At 33.3% G+C, this 16781-nt stretch carries 28 protein-coding genes; 6 read left to right on the top strand and 22 right to left on the bottom strand.

The features are described 5' to 3' along the window. Window positions 1–413: 413 nt before the first annotated feature. The 6 genes from Q4P18_RS06535 to Q4P18_RS06510 all read right to left on the bottom strand — a co-directional run bounded on the left by Q4P18_RS06535 (window position 414) and on the right by Q4P18_RS06510 (window position 5043). Entirely contained in the window at window positions 414–1892 is a 1479-nt protein-coding gene (locus Q4P18_RS06535) for a homoserine O-acetyltransferase (RefSeq protein ID WP_303337017.1), read from the bottom strand. A gap of 2 nt (window positions 1893–1894) precedes the next feature. Continuing rightward, window positions 1895–2572, bottom strand: coding sequence for a ribonuclease III (gene rnc / locus Q4P18_RS06530; RefSeq protein WP_303337015.1), 678 nt, complete (start codon window positions 2570–2572; stop codon window positions 1895–1897). A 76-nt stretch (window positions 2573–2648) separates the two neighbouring features. Beyond that, on the bottom strand, window positions 2649–3410 hold the full coding sequence (locus Q4P18_RS06525) for a hypothetical protein (protein WP_303337012.1): 762 nt from the start codon (window positions 3408–3410) through the stop codon (window positions 2649–2651). A 54-nt stretch (window positions 3411–3464) separates the two neighbouring features. Then, window positions 3465–4160 (bottom strand): hypothetical protein, encoded by a 696-nt coding sequence (locus Q4P18_RS06520; protein WP_303337010.1) that lies wholly within the window; start codon window positions 4158–4160, stop codon window positions 3465–3467. Window positions 4161–4235: 75 nt separating this feature from the next. Continuing rightward, a complete protein-coding gene (locus Q4P18_RS06515) occupies window positions 4236–4400 on the bottom strand; it encodes a hypothetical protein (protein WP_303337007.1) in 165 nt (54 codons plus the stop codon). Window positions 4401–4782: 382 nt separating this feature from the next. After that, window positions 4783–5043, bottom strand: coding sequence for a hypothetical protein (locus Q4P18_RS06510; RefSeq protein WP_303337004.1), 261 nt, complete (start codon window positions 5041–5043; stop codon window positions 4783–4785). Window positions 5044–5340: 297 nt separating this feature from the next. On the opposite strand from Q4P18_RS06510, the gene Q4P18_RS06505 reads away from it, so the two are divergent. Next, a complete protein-coding gene (locus tag Q4P18_RS06505) occupies window positions 5341–5667 on the top strand; it encodes a hypothetical protein (protein ID WP_303337002.1) in 327 nt (108 codons plus the stop codon). A gap of 66 nt (window positions 5668–5733) precedes the next feature. On the opposite strand, the gene Q4P18_RS06500 is transcribed toward Q4P18_RS06505, so the two are convergent. Both Q4P18_RS06500 and Q4P18_RS06495 read right to left on the bottom strand, forming a co-directional pair. After that, window positions 5734–5922: a 50S ribosomal protein L37e gene (locus Q4P18_RS06500; protein ID WP_303337000.1), complete on the bottom strand. Its 189-nt coding sequence runs from the start codon at window positions 5920–5922 to the stop codon at window positions 5734–5736. 81 nt (window positions 5923–6003) lie between these two features. After that, window positions 6004–6234 (bottom strand): LSm family protein, encoded by a 231-nt coding sequence (locus Q4P18_RS06495; RefSeq protein WP_178648126.1) that lies wholly within the window; start codon window positions 6232–6234, stop codon window positions 6004–6006. Between the two features lie 328 nt (window positions 6235–6562). Between Q4P18_RS06495 and Q4P18_RS06490 the strand changes: the two genes are divergently transcribed. Continuing rightward, window positions 6563–7045 (top strand): RNA-binding protein, encoded by a 483-nt coding sequence (locus tag Q4P18_RS06490; RefSeq protein ID WP_303336993.1) that lies wholly within the window; start codon window positions 6563–6565, stop codon window positions 7043–7045. 9 nt (window positions 7046–7054) lie between these two features. Further along, window positions 7055–7747, top strand: a complete 693-nt coding sequence (gene arfB / locus Q4P18_RS06485) for a 2-amino-5-formylamino-6-ribosylaminopyrimidin-4(3H)-one 5'-monophosphate deformylase (RefSeq protein ID WP_303336990.1) — start codon at window positions 7055–7057, stop codon at window positions 7745–7747. A gap of 25 nt (window positions 7748–7772) precedes the next feature. On the opposite strand, the gene Q4P18_RS06480 is transcribed toward arfB, so the two are convergent. Then, entirely contained in the window at window positions 7773–8081 is a 309-nt protein-coding gene (locus Q4P18_RS06480) for a hypothetical protein (protein ID WP_303336987.1), read from the bottom strand. A gap of 76 nt (window positions 8082–8157) precedes the next feature. Between Q4P18_RS06480 and Q4P18_RS06475 the strand changes: the two genes are divergently transcribed. After that, window positions 8158–8763, top strand: coding sequence for a YigZ family protein (locus tag Q4P18_RS06475; RefSeq protein WP_303336984.1), 606 nt, complete (start codon window positions 8158–8160; stop codon window positions 8761–8763). On the opposite strand, the gene Q4P18_RS06470 is transcribed toward Q4P18_RS06475, so the two are convergent. The 4 genes from Q4P18_RS06470 to Q4P18_RS06455 all read right to left on the bottom strand — a co-directional run bounded on the left by Q4P18_RS06470 (window position 8760) and on the right by Q4P18_RS06455 (window position 10003). Then, window positions 8760–8918: a rubredoxin gene (locus Q4P18_RS06470; protein WP_303336981.1), complete on the bottom strand. Its 159-nt coding sequence runs from the start codon at window positions 8916–8918 to the stop codon at window positions 8760–8762. The two genes, Q4P18_RS06475 and Q4P18_RS06470, sit on opposite strands and share 4 nt — an antisense overlap. A 48-nt stretch (window positions 8919–8966) precedes the next feature. Beyond that, window positions 8967–9125, bottom strand: coding sequence for a rubredoxin (rd, locus tag Q4P18_RS06465; protein ID WP_303336978.1), 159 nt, complete (start codon window positions 9123–9125; stop codon window positions 8967–8969). Window positions 9126–9144: 19 nt separating this feature from the next. After that, complete coding sequence (locus Q4P18_RS06460; RefSeq protein ID WP_303336975.1) at window positions 9145–9303, bottom strand: rubredoxin; 159 nt, start codon at window positions 9301–9303, stop codon at window positions 9145–9147. 82 nt (window positions 9304–9385) lie between these two features. Then, window positions 9386–10003 (bottom strand): acyltransferase, encoded by a 618-nt coding sequence (locus tag Q4P18_RS06455; protein ID WP_303336973.1) that lies wholly within the window; start codon window positions 10001–10003, stop codon window positions 9386–9388. Window positions 10004–10103: 100 nt separating this feature from the next. On the opposite strand from Q4P18_RS06455, the gene Q4P18_RS06450 reads away from it, so the two are divergent. Together Q4P18_RS06450 and Q4P18_RS06445 are read left to right on the top strand one after the other, a co-directional pair. Further along, window positions 10104–11123 (top strand): 7-cyano-7-deazaguanine synthase, encoded by a 1020-nt coding sequence (locus Q4P18_RS06450; RefSeq protein ID WP_303336971.1) that lies wholly within the window; start codon window positions 10104–10106, stop codon window positions 11121–11123. 13 nt (window positions 11124–11136) lie between these two features. Further along, window positions 11137–11337, top strand: coding sequence for a hypothetical protein (locus Q4P18_RS06445; RefSeq protein ID WP_368660198.1), 201 nt, complete (start codon window positions 11137–11139; stop codon window positions 11335–11337). Here Q4P18_RS06445 and argH read toward each other — a convergent pair. The 9 genes from argH to Q4P18_RS06400 are packed head-to-tail and all read right to left on the bottom strand — an operon-like array spanning window position 11334 to window position 16747. Continuing rightward, a complete protein-coding gene (gene argH, locus Q4P18_RS06440) occupies window positions 11334–12752 on the bottom strand; it encodes an argininosuccinate lyase (protein WP_303336966.1) in 1419 nt (472 codons plus the stop codon). The genes Q4P18_RS06445 and argH overlap by 4 nt on opposite strands. Before the next feature lie 45 nt (window positions 12753–12797). Further along, window positions 12798–12950, bottom strand: a complete 153-nt coding sequence (locus Q4P18_RS06435) for a 30S ribosomal protein S27ae (protein WP_303336963.1) — start codon at window positions 12948–12950, stop codon at window positions 12798–12800. Window positions 12951–12965: 15 nt separating this feature from the next. After that, window positions 12966–13274, bottom strand: a complete 309-nt coding sequence (locus Q4P18_RS06430) for a 30S ribosomal protein S24e (protein ID WP_303336961.1) — start codon at window positions 13272–13274, stop codon at window positions 12966–12968. 10 nt (window positions 13275–13284) lie between these two features. After that, window positions 13285–13794 (bottom strand): GTP-dependent dephospho-CoA kinase family protein, encoded by a 510-nt coding sequence (locus Q4P18_RS06425; RefSeq protein WP_303336960.1) that lies wholly within the window; start codon window positions 13792–13794, stop codon window positions 13285–13287. Window positions 13795–13805: 11 nt separating this feature from the next. Then, a complete protein-coding gene (gene spt4 / locus Q4P18_RS06420; RefSeq protein WP_303336957.1) occupies window positions 13806–13982 on the bottom strand; it encodes a transcription elongation factor subunit Spt4 in 177 nt (58 codons plus the stop codon). Continuing rightward, window positions 13979–14536 carry a DNA-directed RNA polymerase gene (locus Q4P18_RS06415; protein WP_303337238.1) on the bottom strand — a complete coding sequence of 186 codons (558 nt, stop codon included), beginning with the start codon at window positions 14534–14536 and terminating at the stop codon, window positions 13979–13981. Before Q4P18_RS06415 ends, spt4 begins: the two co-directional genes overlap by 4 nt. Window positions 14537–14556: 20 nt before the next feature. Next, the gene (locus tag Q4P18_RS06410; RefSeq protein ID WP_303336954.1) at window positions 14557–15084 is read right to left on the bottom strand and encodes an inorganic diphosphatase; all 528 of its coding nucleotides are present in this window, start codon (window positions 15082–15084) and stop codon (window positions 14557–14559) included. A 35-nt stretch (window positions 15085–15119) separates the two neighbouring features. Then, a complete protein-coding gene (locus tag Q4P18_RS06405; RefSeq protein WP_303336952.1) occupies window positions 15120–15515 on the bottom strand; it encodes a PIN domain-containing protein in 396 nt (131 codons plus the stop codon). Window positions 15516–15532: 17 nt separating this feature from the next. Beyond that, the gene (locus Q4P18_RS06400) at window positions 15533–16747 is read right to left on the bottom strand and encodes a translation initiation factor IF-2 subunit gamma (RefSeq protein ID WP_303336949.1); all 1215 of its coding nucleotides are present in this window, start codon (window positions 16745–16747) and stop codon (window positions 15533–15535) included. Window positions 16748–16781: the final 34 nt, after the last annotated feature.

The following is a 16781-nucleotide window of genomic DNA, read 5'->3' as shown; positions in this document are numbered from 1 at the left end:
TCCTACAACGTATTTTATATTTAATAATTAACTTTTCACAAAAGTTAACTAACCATAATTAGAATATGCTCATATATAAAGCTTATCATTTATACCTTGAAAATTTTTTAATGAAAATAAAATAAAGACAAAGAAAAAATAATCATGATATTAAATTAATACTAATTTGTATATCTAAAACTATAAATAATGAACAAATAACTTATTTTAATCTAAAATCTTATTACAAAAAATAAAAGCAAACATTAAAAATAGATAAATTATTTAAAAAAATATAATTTTTAATAAAAAATAACAATGTTTGAAAACTTTATAGAAAAATTGAAAAAAATAGAATAAAATTCAATGAATTATAAAAATGTCTGAAAAAAATAAAAAAATATTGAAAGACCAATAGTCATGAGCCAAATGTTCTAATAAGAACCGTTTGGAATGAAATGACTAAGCTGGTCAATTGTCACTACACCTTCAAGTTTTAAATCGTCGTCAACGACAGGCAAACAGGAAATGTCATCCTCCCTCATCTTATAAATAACATCGTCGATTGAATCCTGCTTATAACAATACTTAACTGAAGTTGTCATGATATCGTTCAAGGAATATGTGTTTGTTGCAATAGCTTTGGACAGATCCCAGCTGGTGACAATGCCTATTAATTTAGAGTCGTCGCTGACAACAGGAAGATGAGTTACCTGATTATCCAACATCAATTTTGCAGCTTCCTTAATGTCTGAAGTAGGCTTGATTGTTTGAACGTCACTTGTCATTATATCAGAGACCCTATCGTCAGACAAAAATCTAGATATTATATAGTTGAGCTGACCCCTTTCCAAAAGAAATGCATCATGCCCATAGCTTGATTTTAGCTCGGCAAAGGATACTTCAACATCATTTGCACTTAAAGCACTGACAATCTCCATCCCCTGATCAATCGGGTATAGCCAATCCGAATTAATGGATACAACAGTAACCTTTGAATCCACATCGTTCAAACCGTCAGTTAAGGAATTCTTAATGGCCAAATCAAACAAATCAACAGCCTTTGTAATGTATAGATAACTGTTTGCATCGAAACGTTTAACAAAGGTTGCTCCCTGATGATGAAGATAGCTTTCAACCTGGAAATCCATACCCAAATCATAAGTCACCTCATCCTTATCCTGAAGGTCACGTCCAAATTTAAGGTACATTGACTCTTCACTCAAATAGGTGATGTGAGCAACCATACGTGCAACTGCAAGACCCTTCTTCGGAACTTTTCCACTTTCATAATAGTACCCGTTATTCCAGTTAGGATCTGAGAATATTGATTGACGGCCGACCTCATTAAATGCGATTTGCTGAGGTGATGTCCGTGCGGTAGTGGCTATCGGCATTGCCTTCTTGACCATTTCAGGATAGGAAACCATCCACTGCAGAACCTGCATTCCACCCATGGATCCCCCGATTACTGCTTTTAGCTCTTTGATTCCAAAAGAATCAACAAGTTTCTTTTGAACCTTTACCATGTCTTTGATGGTTATTACAGGAAAATCGCGAGCATATTCCCTTCCTGTTTTAGGATTGATCGAACTTGGACCGGTAGTTCCTTTACATCCTCCCAAAACATTGGAACATATGATGAAATATCTGTTTGTGTCCAATGCCTTTCCAGGACCTATTACAATTTCCCACCATCCCGGCTTTTCATCGCCCTCATGCCATCCTGCAGCATGGGCATCGCCAGTTAACGCGTGACAGACGAAAATAGCATTGTTTTTTTCCTTATTCAATTCACCGTAAGTTTCATATGCTACAACAACGTCATCAAGAGTAGCTCCACTTTCAAGTTCAATAGTTCCATCAATATCATAATATTTGGTTTCAACAAGACCTACTGATTCCTTATTCATTGTTATCTCCCATACAATTCAATACCCAATACATCCATTGCCTTTTTAGCGGCGTCCTGTTCAGCGTCTTTTTTGCTCTTTCCCTTTCCGACGCCAAATTCCTCGCCATCGATTAAAATACGAATTATAAAAGTTTTATCATGAGGAACTCCATATTCTTCAACGACTTCATATTCTATGGCTGCTTCCTCAGCATCCCCATACTCCTTGATTGTGGACTTGTAGTCGAAAAAGAATATTTTCTGTTCGTCAATGTATTTAAAAATGATTTTTGAAATATAATCCTTTGCAAATTCTATTCCCTGATCTAAAAATATTGCTCCTAAAAATGATTCGAAAATATCTGCAGTTATTGACAGTATTTCATTGTTGGATATTCCGTTTTCCTCAGTATAGACTTTCAGATATTCATCCAATCCCAATTCATGAGAATAGTGAATCAAAGCGGTCTGGCAGACATAATTAGCTCTGAGCTTGGTTAGCTTTCCCTCTTCAAATTGAGGAAATTTATTGTAAAGATACTCGGAAACAATAAGGTTTAAAACAGAATCTCCAAGAAACTCCAACCTTTCATAATTATAGTCAACATCATGCTCTATGCCATATGAGCCATGAGTGAAGGCAATGTCATAAAGCTCGGTGTTGTTAGGAACAATGTCAAATTTTTCAAATAAATTCATAATTATAACCATTTATATAGTATATGTTATATTTATGAATTATTTTTATATAAATTTAATTACGCTTGTTTATTTTTCATATGTGGCCGGAGAGGACATTTATGAATTCCTGTGGCAGGAAAAAATAAATCAGGCAGCCGAATATTATAATGATAATAATTGCATAAGCTACCAGACCTTCAATTCCCCTGTTGTCAAAAGGCAAAAACCTGTTGACCTTGTCTGGAAATATGACCAGGAAATAACAGAACACGGTTACTGAGCAAATCATGAATCGGTTGAAAAGGGAATGGACAAACAGCAAAGATGAAAATCCAACAAGACAAATCGCCAGGCTGAGTAAATAAAATATTGTAGGATCATAGCCGCTTTCAACCATATTATAAGTCCCCCATGCACCAGGTACAAAATGAATGCCGTCATCCAATTTGCTGCTGTCATTGAAACAATCCCTTCTCAATCCCACCCCAAGGGCAGGAAATGCAGATATTATGGAAATTGCTGCGGATAGCCATAGCGGCAAGTGAGTAAAGAGTGCCAAAAACAAAAACAGCGCTATTGAAAATGTAACCAGCGACAGTATCAAGAGTGAAATAAACTGATAGTTGATTATTGACAAAAATGATTTGAAATACTGTTCAGGCAACCCCAGTTTCAGACGATCATTCAATTCCTCCAAATAATATAATGTGAAAAAGGGACCGCTCATTGCCACCAGATATATGAAAATCGCCTTTACGGCCAAAATCCTATTGTTTTTAAAACCCAACAGAAGCATCATGGATATTAATGCTATGCTTAATACAATTATTGAACCCATTCTTGATTTATAACTCATAATAATCACGTGAAAAATGAAATGATTGAATTGTTAATTCAATCTTTTAATAGTTTACCTGAATTTTCGTCCTCTTGAAGATATGAATTCCAGAATGCTTGGAGGAGCATATGACTTTAAAAAGATTATAAAGAAAACTGCAATTATTCCCAAATAAAGATAGCATCCATAGTCGCTCCTATTCTCAAAGGGCAGGTACTTATTATATTTATCCGGGAACAGCAACCATGAATAGCAGAAGGTGGTTGCTATAAACAATATTGCTCCATTCATAATGGAATTTGAAAAATATGCTGAAATATATCCAAACCAGCAAACAAAGGCTGAAACAGCAAAGTAATAATTAGGAGAATAACCTATGCCATAACCATCATCCCCATAAAATCTGCTGTCGTCATTGAATGTCCTATGTCTCAATCCCATTCCTACAAAAGGAATTGCCCCTACAATGCATATGACTGCTGAAGTGGTAATTGAATATCCTTCAACAAAATTTCCCATAATAACTAAAAGTATGAAAAGCGCAATAAAAACTGTAACGAAAGAAAAATTCATTATTGCATTTAATTGGTAATATGAACCGAAACTAAATTTGAAATTGAATGTTTCATATGCCTCCTTAGGAATGTTCAAATCAAACCTGTCATTCAATTCATCCAAATAATAGGATACAAAAATAAGTCCACTAAATGCCACCAATGCAAGCAGAATGAAAAGGGGTGCCATGGATTTAAATAATCCAATAATCATCAAGCTTACAAAAATTATCAGAAATAAAGATAGTAAAAGTATTCGTTTTTTATAAGATAATGTCATTATAACACCTCATGGAGTTGGAAGTGGAAGTGTAGAAAAGGCGATTACATATTCTGTACCTGTAGTGACCATTGCGTCTTCCAATTTTTTCCAAGTAAATCCTTCATCAAAATCCTCAGCTAATAAATTAAATCCAAAGCCAGTTGCCCCAATTACTACTCCAACAATTTGCATTATAAAATAAATTAAATTATCAATGTTTTAATTATCAATATTGAATTTCAAGATAAAATTTGCATTATTTGAAATTTTTTCTAACAAAACATACACTTAACAACCAAATGAATAAATTAATGAAATAAAACAACTATTTAAATTATCACATTAACAAATTTACTTAATAAATTTTAAAATATTATTGATTAAGAATTTGTAAATAATATCTAATAAATTTTTTTAATGAATATCAAAGAAAAAACACTGAAAGAAACAAAATATGAATTTCTAAAACAACAATATAAATTTTTCAAGTTATGAGAATACTCAAAAAATCCATCAAATAAAATAAGCAGTAATTAAAATTAATAAAAAAAGATAAAATAAAAAATTAAAGTAATTATTTTTTAATTACTTCAATAGTTTCGATAATTTCTCTTGGCACTTCAGCAAGTACTAAGTCGCCTTTACTAAAGATTAATACTTGATCATCGGTTGCGAAAACAGAGAATACGAAAGGTACGGTAATTCCATTTACTTTAATGTCGTATGCATTTTCACCATCGTTTTCGAACAAGTATTTGTGTTCTTGCCAATCGAGGCCGCTTTCGTCACAATCAAAGTCTGCTTTTAAAATATCAATAATTTCTTCTATTTGCATATTAATCATCTCCTAATTGATTACATAATAGTATTTTAATCAAGTATATAAATGTTTCTAATTGTACCCCATAATTAATCAAGTTTTAGCCAAAATTTAACAAATACCGATGTGCAAAAAAATGCAAATTCGATATGGGAGTTTCTAAATAGAGAAAAGAAAAAATGAAGAGCTTAAAAATAAATAGCTTGGATAATTCAACATAACAAGGAATATCCTGAATGAAATAATACCTATCAAATGCTCTCGCAACTACTTTATAAAAAAAATAATCCAAATAATAAAAAAGTGATTAAAATGCTAGTCAATTGGAGCGATGAAATAAAGAAAATAGATCCTGACATAAAGTTCAGGGCCAACGGCGGATGGCTGAAAACTGTAGATGAATTGGACAAAAGCGTTAAAAACGGATATTCCCTTGTAGGCGATTTCGTAAAGGCAGGAGACTTTGAAGAAGAATATGATGAAGGCCTATACCTAGACTGCAATAAGGAAGATAAAAAAACAGTGGATTACAGACTATTCCGTTTTAAGGACAATAAAATTAGATTACTTGATATGGTAATTGACGGAAAACAGAATTGGGCAACAGATCTCTGGGATGCTGTTGAAGACGAATTATAATTTTTTTTTAAAAAAATAAGTTTTGAGAGATTACTAAAAAAGAGTAATCTCCTAAACAAAGATTGATTATACTAATCTTTGTCTAGTAGTTGGTTTTTTATTTTGCCAGCTGTATCTTCTGAGTTTTTTGGATTTACCAAATCCACAAGAAGCACATACTTTTTTACGTAAGTGGTAAGTGTTTCTACCACATCTTCTGCATCTTATATGGGTCTTTTTATTCTTTTTACCCATTGATGGAGTTCCCTTTGACATTGATACACCTCCTTTAATTAATTGCAAAAATAAAATATGCTTTAAAGTTGATTTAAAACATATATAAAATCATAATAGTATTTATGGTGAAATATAAACAATGTTGTCTCCTCTAATAAGAACGACACCAAGTCTTCTAGTAACTTCTCCATCTTGTAATTCTTCTGCATCGTTAAGAACTAAATTCATGTGTAAGTCAAAACTCTTAAGTATTCCTCTAAATTCACGATCTCCTTTGAGTTTTATTAAAACTGGAGAGTTGACAGCTTTGCCTAATGCATCAAGTGGTCTTTGAACATTTTGTCCGCTCACAATATCACCTATTACTATTTATTTAAATCAAATTTTTAAAATAAACTATAAAGAATTGAATCCCATATAGCCAAAATATTAGAAGTGAACTAATTAGATTAATGAATAAACCTAATTAAAACTAATATTAAATTATATGGATAAACTAATATATAAATGTAATTGATTTTTTGGATATAAGATTAAAAAATTGATTTTATCAAAATAAAACAAACAAAATTAAGAGTAAAACCAAAAACCTCTTTATATTATTAATTAAAATCTAATACCATAATAAATTTAACTATAATAAAATAATATATCTTAATAAAATAACATTAGAAAAGGGATGAAAATGAAAGTAAAAAAAAGAAATTTCTTGAAGAAAAAGAAAATAAAAGAAATTAAAAACGAACTTGGAGAATACAGCACAATTCTTGAAAACAAAAAGAATGTGGAAATTCTAGAAGCAGACCCTTACTCATTCATATTGGTTGACAATGAACCTAACCTAATCATTATTGATGGAGAATACTTCCCAACACTTAAAGCAGCCCTCGCTAATGAATTTGATGCTAAAACCGTGGAAGTGGACAAGGGAGCCATCAGATTCGTAACAAATGGCGCAGATGTTATGAGTCCTGGAATTGTAGCTGCAAGTGATGATATCGAAGAGGGAGATATTGTCCTCATTATTGATGAAACCCACAAGAAACCATTAGCTATTGGAATAAGTTTAATCACCGGTCCAGAAATGGTTGAAAACGATTCCGGAAAGGCAATTGAAACAAAACATTATGTTGGAGATGCAATCTGGAACTTTGAATTGTGAGGCTTTAAAATGGTTGAATTAAGACTCTCAGCAGGAAACATACACAATCCAGACATTCATAAAATCGGAATCATTGCCCTTGGATCACATTTGGAAAACCATGGGCCTGCACTTCCAATTGACACTGACGCAAAAATAGCTGCATACATAGCTCTTGAAGCTTCCTTAAAATGCGGTGCTAAATTTTTAGGAATTATATATCCAGCACATGAACTGGATGAGATAAATCACGGAAAGCACGTATCACTGGAAGAGCTAAGGGACAATATCATTTCCACGCTAAACAGTGCAAAGGAATATTTGGGAATTGAGAAGGCGATTATCGTAAATGCCCATGGAGGAAACATTCCAATAACAACAGAATTGGCCACCATTGAAGACGAAACCGGACTGATTATAATTCTCAACAACAAGATGATTGACTCAGAAGGACCTCATGGAGGCAGCGGAGAGCTATCAATGGCAAAGGTTTTGGGAATAATAAACGAGAATGAAGTTGAAAACCAAACCAACTTGGAGAAATATGAAGAGGTTGGCCTATATGGTTTTAATGAAGCTCGTAAAAATGACCCTAACATTGAAGCAGGTGCAATGGATGTAAAAGAAAATGGGGTTTATGTTGATGAAGTATACGGAAAACAACTCTTAGAATTAGCAATCAACTCAGTAATCTTCGACACCGAAAAGTTATTGGATTTTTAAAAAAAAGTAAAAAAAAAGATAATGTTTAATAAGTTACATTTGTCTGTGGATCAGGGTTTACAGGCTCCACCTGAGGAGTGTCCCCACCCGGGTTATCATAACTATTGTCTGAAACATAAACATCCTCAGATTTAACATTATCTGAACTTGAAGTTTCAACATTAATGTAAGAGTCATTAGTGTCGTTTAAATCAGTTGTATTGTTAACCAAATCATCATTATCAAAAACATTTAATGAATAAGTTCCAACCATTGATGCAACCACATTAGCTAAGCAAAAAGCGATAATGGCTACTATAAAAATAACAAAAACGGTTGCTGATTTTTTTGACAAGATATCACCTGAAATTTTTTTAATTAAATATAGGTGAAAATTTTATATAAACATTATTATTAAACTAGTGAAAATCATGAAAACAATAGCTAAAGAAAGTCAAAGCGAAATCAAAATAAAAAAATCGCAGTTTATCTGCAGACTATTCCCAACAAACACCAAGGCCGAGAGCAAGGAAATAATCCAAAAGATATCTGAAATTTATTCCGATGCCACCCACAATTGCACCGCCTACATAACAATAGATGGGGAAGGTTATGACGACAACGGGGAACCTAGCGGAACAGCCGGAAAGCCCATGCTCAATGCATTGAGAAAAAATGACCTCCACAACATCACAGCTATTGTAACTCGTTATTTTGGAGGAATAAAACTAGGTGCCGGAGGTCTTGTAAGGGCATATGGGAAATCTGTTTTGGAAGCCATCAACAACAGTGAAATCGTTGAAATCGAATTGTATGACATATATACAATTAATTTTGAATATGCTGACATGAAAATTGTGGAAAAAGAAATCAGGGAAAACGGGTTATTTGTAATAAATAAAGAATTTAAAGAAAAAGTCAGCTATGAAGTGATAAGTGCCAAAAATATAGATATTAAAAATCTTTTTAAAAAGTTTTCATCAAAAATAAATGTCAAATACAAAAACAGAGAACCTTTAAAGAAAATTGAGAATTAATCTCTCATTTTTCTGAAAAACGGTTTTGTCGCTCCACAGGTTGGACATTTGAAGGAATCGGGTAAATCTTCAAAGGCAGTTCCAATTTTAAATCCAGGAGCTCCTTCTTCCGGGTCATATACATACCCGCACTTTTTACATCTCCATTTCTGCATATAATCACCTGAAAATTTAAAAAAAAAGAAAAGAGTTTAAAAAACTATTTATTGTTCTTCAAATTGTTCTTTTCCTACACCGCATAATGGGCAAACCCAATCATCTGGTAAGTCTTCAAAAGAAGTTCCAGCTTCAATTCCAGCGTTTGCATCTCCATTTGCAGGGTCGTATACATATCCACATACTTTACAAATATAAGTTGCCATTATTTAATCTCCTATAAATTTATTCAATTTCGACAAACATACTTTTAGCTGCACCACAAATAGGGCATTTGTATGAGTCTGGAAGATCTTCAAATTTGGTACCTGCTTCGATTCCTCTGTCAGGCTCACCTTCTTCTTCATCATACACATATCCACAAATTTTACATTTCCATTTCATTTGAATATCTCCTATATAATTGATTATTATAAAATATTATTTAATCATATATAAACTTTTAGGACATTATCAAACAAATTAGCTAAATCATGTTTGGAACTCTAAGATGATCAGGCAATGGCTTGATTTTTGCAGGAGTTCCGATAGCTAAATAAAATGGAGGTACGCTGTGTATCACAATAGCCCCTGCAGCTACAATAGCTCCCTCACAAACCTCAACGTTTGATAAAAAAGTAGTATTTCCACCTATTGAAGCTCCCCTTCTTATTTTAGGGCCCTGCAATTCATAATTTACACGTACAGGATATTTGTCATTGGTAAAACAAGCACAAGGACCAATAAAAACATTGTCTTCTATGATGGTGTTTGTAGGAATGTAAACGTTTGACTGGATACTTACGTTGTCTCCTATTACAACATCACCTTCAATCACGGTGTTTGTTCCGATAAGGACATCATCTCCAATGTTTGTATTTTCCCTGATTACAACATTATGGCCGGTTTTAAAGTTATTTCCAATTACAACATCATTGTAAATAATGGAATTTGAACGAATGATGTGGTTATTGCCTATAATCGGCGGTCTGGAACCTTCCCTATAGTTCACTCCAAACTTTATGTTTTCAGATGGAGGAAACCTTGGAATGCTATAATTTCTAGTTTCGTTATTACTTCCAACCTTTCCTAAAAACTTAACCATACTCATCCACCATAATGATTAATATTATAAATTCACTATGTATTATTATATAAAATTAGTTAACTATATATTTTGCTATTCTTACAAAAATGGTGAAAAAGTGTATTCCAAAGAAACCCTTTTAGACGATATAAACAAAATCAGAGAACAAATAGGCCATGAACCAAATGATATCCACATAAAGGACATTCACTTTGATGAAAAGAAAAATGAACTGTGGATCATTACAGAGGACCGTCCCGACAAATCCTCGATCATTGGAAAAGGGGGTTGGGTAGTTGGAAAATTGAGGGAAAAGACTGGCCTGAACAAGATACATGTTGAGAGTTATGGCGATTTCCTTTTAAAGCAGTACAAATTGGAGCTGTCATACAGGACATTGCAGAATTTTGACAACAATTCCGTTGGAATAGAGTCATTGGAATCCCTAGTAAGTGAAAAACTTGAAAAGTTATACCAATTTGATTTGAATAGCTATATGTTAGAACATGAAATAAATGAAAGTGAAACACATGATGCAGTAGTTGCATTATCTGGTGGAGTAGACAGTAGTTTTTCACTAATTCTTGCAAAAAAATTAGGCTTCAATCCAATTTCCATAACTGTAAATCCCGGAACAATAATACTTCCAAATCAATTTAAAAAAAACATCAACAATCTAGTGAAACAATTGAATGTCCCTCACCACTACATCAAAACAGACTATTCCGATGTAATAAAGGAATCGTTAAGTGGAAACATCCATCCCTGCGGAAGATGTTCAAAAAATACAGAGAGGGAAGTAAACAAGTTTGCAATTGAAAACAAAATACCAATCGTAATATTTGGAGATATGCTGTCAACAGGAACACAATGCCTGACAAAACAGGAAGGAAACATCACAAGACTCAACCTCCCTGCAAGCTTGGCAGCAGGAAAACAAGAAATAAAAACAATAACTCGAGAATACAATGTTCAGGAATTTGAAGGCTTTGGATGTCCATTGCTTTACGAAACACATAAAAAATACCCATACCACAAGAAATATTCCATCCAAAGAATATTGAGGGAAACACGTTCAGCGGCACTGGAACCCGGAGAGGCATTAGATTTAATATGGAGTTTCTACAAAACCAAATAAAAAAAAATAGGTGATAGGTATGTTATTTAAAATTTGTCCAAGATGCGGATCAACAAAAGTAAAATGGATAATACCCCAAAACTGGTCAATGTGGAAATGCTACACCTGCGGATATATAGGGCCAATCATTGAAGGAAATGCCGAAATGGCAGAAGAAATACATGAAAGTTATGTTGAAGAATTAAAAAAAGAAAAAAGTGAAAAAGAAGATTAAATTCCTCTTTTCTCATATTCCTCGTTTAAAAAATCAGAAATATTAGTCATGGCTAACTTAACCATTTCAGGAGAAGGACCTCCTGGAACTTTTCTCATTTTAACGTTTTCCAAAGGATTAAGAGCCTTTTGAATCAAATCATCGTCAAGCTCGAGCTTTTCAAAGCCCAATTCAACAGCTACATCATCAACATATTGGGAAGTAATATCCTCTTCAGCCAAATTCTGCTCTGTAGCCTCATTAACGATCCTACCAACAATCTGATGTGCAGTTCTGAAAGGAATGCCTCTTTCGCGAACCATGATATCAGCCAAGTCTGTAGCAGTAGCAAAGTTTTTACCAGCCAATTCCAAACATCTTTCCTCATTGAATTCAACTGACAGCAACATTTTAGTTACAATGCTTAATGTGGACTCTGCCACATCACAGGCATTCCACAAATGAGGAGTTATTTCTTGCAAATCCTTATTGTAAGTATATGGAATCGCTTTTAAAATGCTTAAAATAGTCATTAACTCTCCTGTAACAACAGTGGATTTTCCACGTGCAAGCTCTGCAATATCAGGATTTTTCTTTTGAGGCATGATTGAAGAAGTAGAGGAGTATTCATCTGCAATTTCAACAATGCCGAATTCATAAGTGCTCCATAAAATAAGCTCTTCGCAAATTTTAGCTAAAGTAGTGCATAAACAAGACAAGTCAAAAACTGTTTCTGCAATGAAATCCCTTGCTGAAACACCATCCATAGAGTTTTCAAGATAGCTGTCAAAACCAAGCAATTTGGTGGTTAATTCCCTATCAATAGGAAAACTGGTAGTGGTCATGGCTGCAGAACCCAAAGGATTAAGATTTACCCTTTTATAGGTGTCATCCAAACGTTCATAATCCCTTTTAAGAGCCTGAACATGAGCCATCAAATGATGTGCAACGGTAATAGGCTGTGCATGCTGAAGGTGTGTATAACCAATGAAAACGGTTTCCAAATGGTCTTTGGCAAATTCAACTATTCCTTCAATGAAATTTAGGATTCCTACCTGAATGCTTCTAATTCTTTCACGTAAAACAAGTCTCAAATCAGTTGCAACCTGATCGTTTCTTGATTTTGCAGTATGCATGAATCCTGCTTCAGGACCTACAATATCAATGACATATTTTTCAATAGCCATATGTACGTCTTCAACTGAATGATCCAAAACTAATGCATCCAAACCTTCTTCTTTCAACTTGTCTAATGCTTCCAATATCTTATCAGCAGTTTCTTCATCAATGATTTTTTGATGCTTGAGCATTGAAGTGTGAGCAAAATTAGTTTTAATATCAGCTTCAAAAATAATTTTATCAAATTCTAAAGATGAATTATATTCAGCAGCCTCATCAGTCATTTCAGTTTTAAGCCTTCCATCTCTTATAGCCACAATAATCACCTTTTAAAAAAAAAATAGTGTAAAAAAAGATTAAATCTAATCTTTTTTAATTTCAGTGTAACCACATTTACCACATGCGTATCTATCACCATGATCAGCCATAAATACACCATCGGAACAACGTGGACAAATAGGATTTTTTCTTTCTAATTTATCTCCATCAACTTTGTAAAGACTGGATACTTTCATATTATAACCCTCCATCTATTCTTCATCTTCTTCAGCAGGTTCTTCAACTTCAGTATTTTTAGCAATAACTGCTTCAGTTTCAATGTATTTTAAATCTTCAGGAGTTGCGTAGATTTTTGCATAACCTAATGCTTTAGGTTCACCATAGTGAGGTTGGATGTTATCTACAACAATTAAATCTTTTTTGGTATTTAATAAAGCAACTAATTTAGATTTAACATCTAAAAGTTTTGGAGTTGCTTCTCCTTCATATTCTACATAAAACTTTACTTCATTTCTGTTAAAGAGTTTGTTTTCTTTTTCTTCAATAATAGTAATTTCCATAGTTAAACCTCTATTCTTTTATAAAACCGTTTAAAAGCTCTTGAGCTTTTGTCTTTAAATTAGAAACATTTAAAAGTACTAACCCCTCATTTGGTTGTCCATATAAAACAATGGTATCTTCAGGAGCTATTAGAATACAAGGAAGAACTGCAAGATCTTCTTCCCCATCTACAACAATTACCTGATTATCACCCTTATCAGCCAATTCTATAGATTTTTCTATGGTTTCCCATAGATTCTCAGTAATAGTACCTGCAGGATTTTTAGCCTTTAAAATATTGTCCAATTTTGATAAATCATGAGCATGACTCTTTCTTTGAATTAAATTGTCAATAATTCCCACATCTGGTAGAATATTATGTTCAATAAGATTATTAAAAGTTTCATCTCCAGCTGAAATCAAAAATTTCGCTGATGTAATAATATCCAAGGCATCCTCGAAATTAGGATACAAATCACCTAATGGCTTTTTAAGCTCAGATATTACATCTTTATTTAAATCTGGATCTAAACGGAACAAAATAAAACCTTCTATCTTACGATTAAACAGTATTCACCAGCAAGTTCAATATTTAATTCTTTAGCTAAATCAGATTCTTCAGGATCAGTTATAATTAAAAGACCACTCCAATTGTCAGAAGTGGGATTACCGCAAACATCACAAACGTCTTTGGTTGTTAATCTTTTACATTGTGTACAAGCCTTCATTTTTTACCCTTCTTACTTTTTTCTTTAGCCTGTTCAATCCATTCAAACCTACCTAAACCGTTTTGTCTCATGGTGAGACCAATCTTAGTATTTTTGGTTGAATTATCTTTAAGACTGATAGCTACAATTCTGGATCTTACTAAATCTCCTGCACCAAGAGTTTTGTTAGATTCGCTTGCAATAAGAGTTTCTCCTCTTGAATCATAGTTAATATAATCATCAGTAACTTGAGAAACATGAACTAAACCATCCATAGGTCCAATTCTTACAAAAGCACCGAATTCAGCTATTTCGATAACTTCACCATCAATTACTTCTTGTTGTTCAGGTTTAAAGAAAACTGCATTAAACACAACTTTATGGTATGAAGCTCCATCACCCATAATAAGCTTACCTTCACCTATTTCTTCAATTTCATTTACACAAATAAGCAAACCTAATTTTTTATCTAAGCGACCATCATAAGTGTCGTTTAAAGTTTGGAGAGCTACTTCTTCAAGAGGATCATCAAATCTATAAGGTGGAATTCTTACAGTATCCTCAATTTTTGTCATGTAATACAAGATTATCCCTCTTAATCATATTTTTTAATAAATAAATCTAAAGATTCGATTATTTCTTTTTTAGCGGCTTCAGCATCTTGCCAACCTAAAGTTTTAACATCTTTACCTTCAAGATGTTTATAAACGCTAAAAAAATGTTCAATTTCTTTTAAAAGATGTTTTGGAACATCACTAATGTCATTAACTTCATCATAACGCGGATCATTAACAGGAACAGCTAGGATTTTATAATCGTTATCTCCACCATCAATCATCCCCATAACACCAATAGGCCTTACATCAACAAGACATCCAGAAAATGTAGGTTGCTCTATAAGCACAAGCACATCCATAGGATCTCCATCATGGTATAGAGACCTTGGAATGAAACCATAGTCAGCTGGATAAAAAACCGGTGAATATAAAACTCTATCTAATATGAAAGCTTCTTTGTCCTTATCATATTCATATTTGTTTCTAGAACCCTTTGGCACTTCAATTACTGCAGTAACGATGTCTGGAACATCAGGGCCTGCATCAATTTCATTCCATAGATTCATTTAATCACCAATTTCTATAAATATAATCAATTATTTTACAATGTTTTACCATCAATAGCAATATATTTTTTCTGTCTTAAATAAACTACTGATATACCATCTTTTTTTGCACGTTTTTTCAATTCAATATCATTTGTGGCGAGCACATCTGATATTCTTAATAAAGCATCATCAACGGTTTCATTCTCCAGCAATGAAATATCCTTTATTTCAACAGGAGAACTTTTAGCTAATTTGAGAGCCATACCAGCATTTAATCTTGTTTTTCCTTTGCTGTTATGCTTGAGTCCATACAACTCATCGATAACAAAGCTAGGGGCTATTAATTTATAGGAAGGTAATTTTTTCTCTAGTTCGTCAATCACATCAACATTGAATTGAAATGGAACCATGAAAAAATTGGTATCGATAAAAATCTCTTTAGAGTCCATAAAGTACTCCTCAAATCCTATTCGATAATACCGTATCCAATTAATCTCCAACGAGCTCCAACCCTACGACTTAAAGCAACCCTATCTCCTTTACTTGCACAAACAGGCAATTTAAGGTTTACGGTTACGATATTGTTTTTGGTTGAAGTTACAACACCGATTGTAGTTGTTGTACCACAGTTAATCATTAAAGGTTCTTTAAGTTTAATAGGAGCTACTTCACGTTCTTCCTTAGTACCTACCACTCTATCAAGTAAGTTAACCTTCATTTCGAAGCTGTACAATACATCAGGCAATGTATCTACTTCACCAGCTACGGAACCGGACAATGAATCAGCTTTTGTTAAAGATGGATCCAATTTGGTTGCAACACCGATAAGTCCTCCAGGACCTACTTCGTCAACATTTTCACCATTAGCTTCAAGACCGATAATTTCAGATTTCAAGTTAATCCATTTGTTATCGTTACTGATTCCAGGCCTTACTTCAATAGTATCTCCAACTTTTAAAGTACCTTGAACCAAAGTTCCTCCAATAACTCCTCCTTTAAGTTTGTCTGCATTTGATCCTGGTTTGTTAATATCAAATGATCTAGCAACATGCATTAAAGCACTAACATCCTTATTCCTTTCAGGAGCTTTAATTAAATTAATCATTGCTTCGATTAATATATCAATATTTGCACCTTGTTGAGCAGATACTGGTATAATAGGAGCATCTTCTGCACAAGTACCTTTAACAAATTCTTTAATTTCATTATAACTTTCAATAGCTCTTTCCTTAGAAACTATATCGATTTTATTTTGAACTACAATAACATCCTTAACACCAATAACGTCAAGAGCCATCAAATGTTCTTTAGTTTGTGGTTGTGGACATTCCTCGTTTGCAGCTATAACCAAAACTGCACCATCCATTATTGCAGCACCAGATAACATAGTTGCCATAAGAGTTTCGTGTCCTGGAGCGTCTACAAATGATACTTTTTTAACCAATTCGGTTTCAGTTCCACAGTTTTCACAAGTCTCAGAAGTAGTATAGCATTCAGGTTCATCACAGTTAGGACATTTTCTAAATTCAATATCCGCATAACCTAAACGTATTGAAATACCTCTTTTTGTTTCTTCACTGTGAGTATCAGTCCATATTCCAGATAACGCCTTAGTAAGAGTTGTCTTACCGTGATCTACATGACCAACTAAACCTATGTTTACATCTGACTGTACATTCACAGATACCACCTTTTTAAAAATTTAAATTCAACAT

The organism is Methanobrevibacter sp. (assembly GCF_030539665.1).
Taxonomy (GTDB): Archaea; Methanobacteriota; Methanobacteria; order Methanobacteriales; family Methanobacteriaceae; genus Methanocatella.
This window is presented reverse-complemented; position numbering and strand designations above follow the sequence as displayed.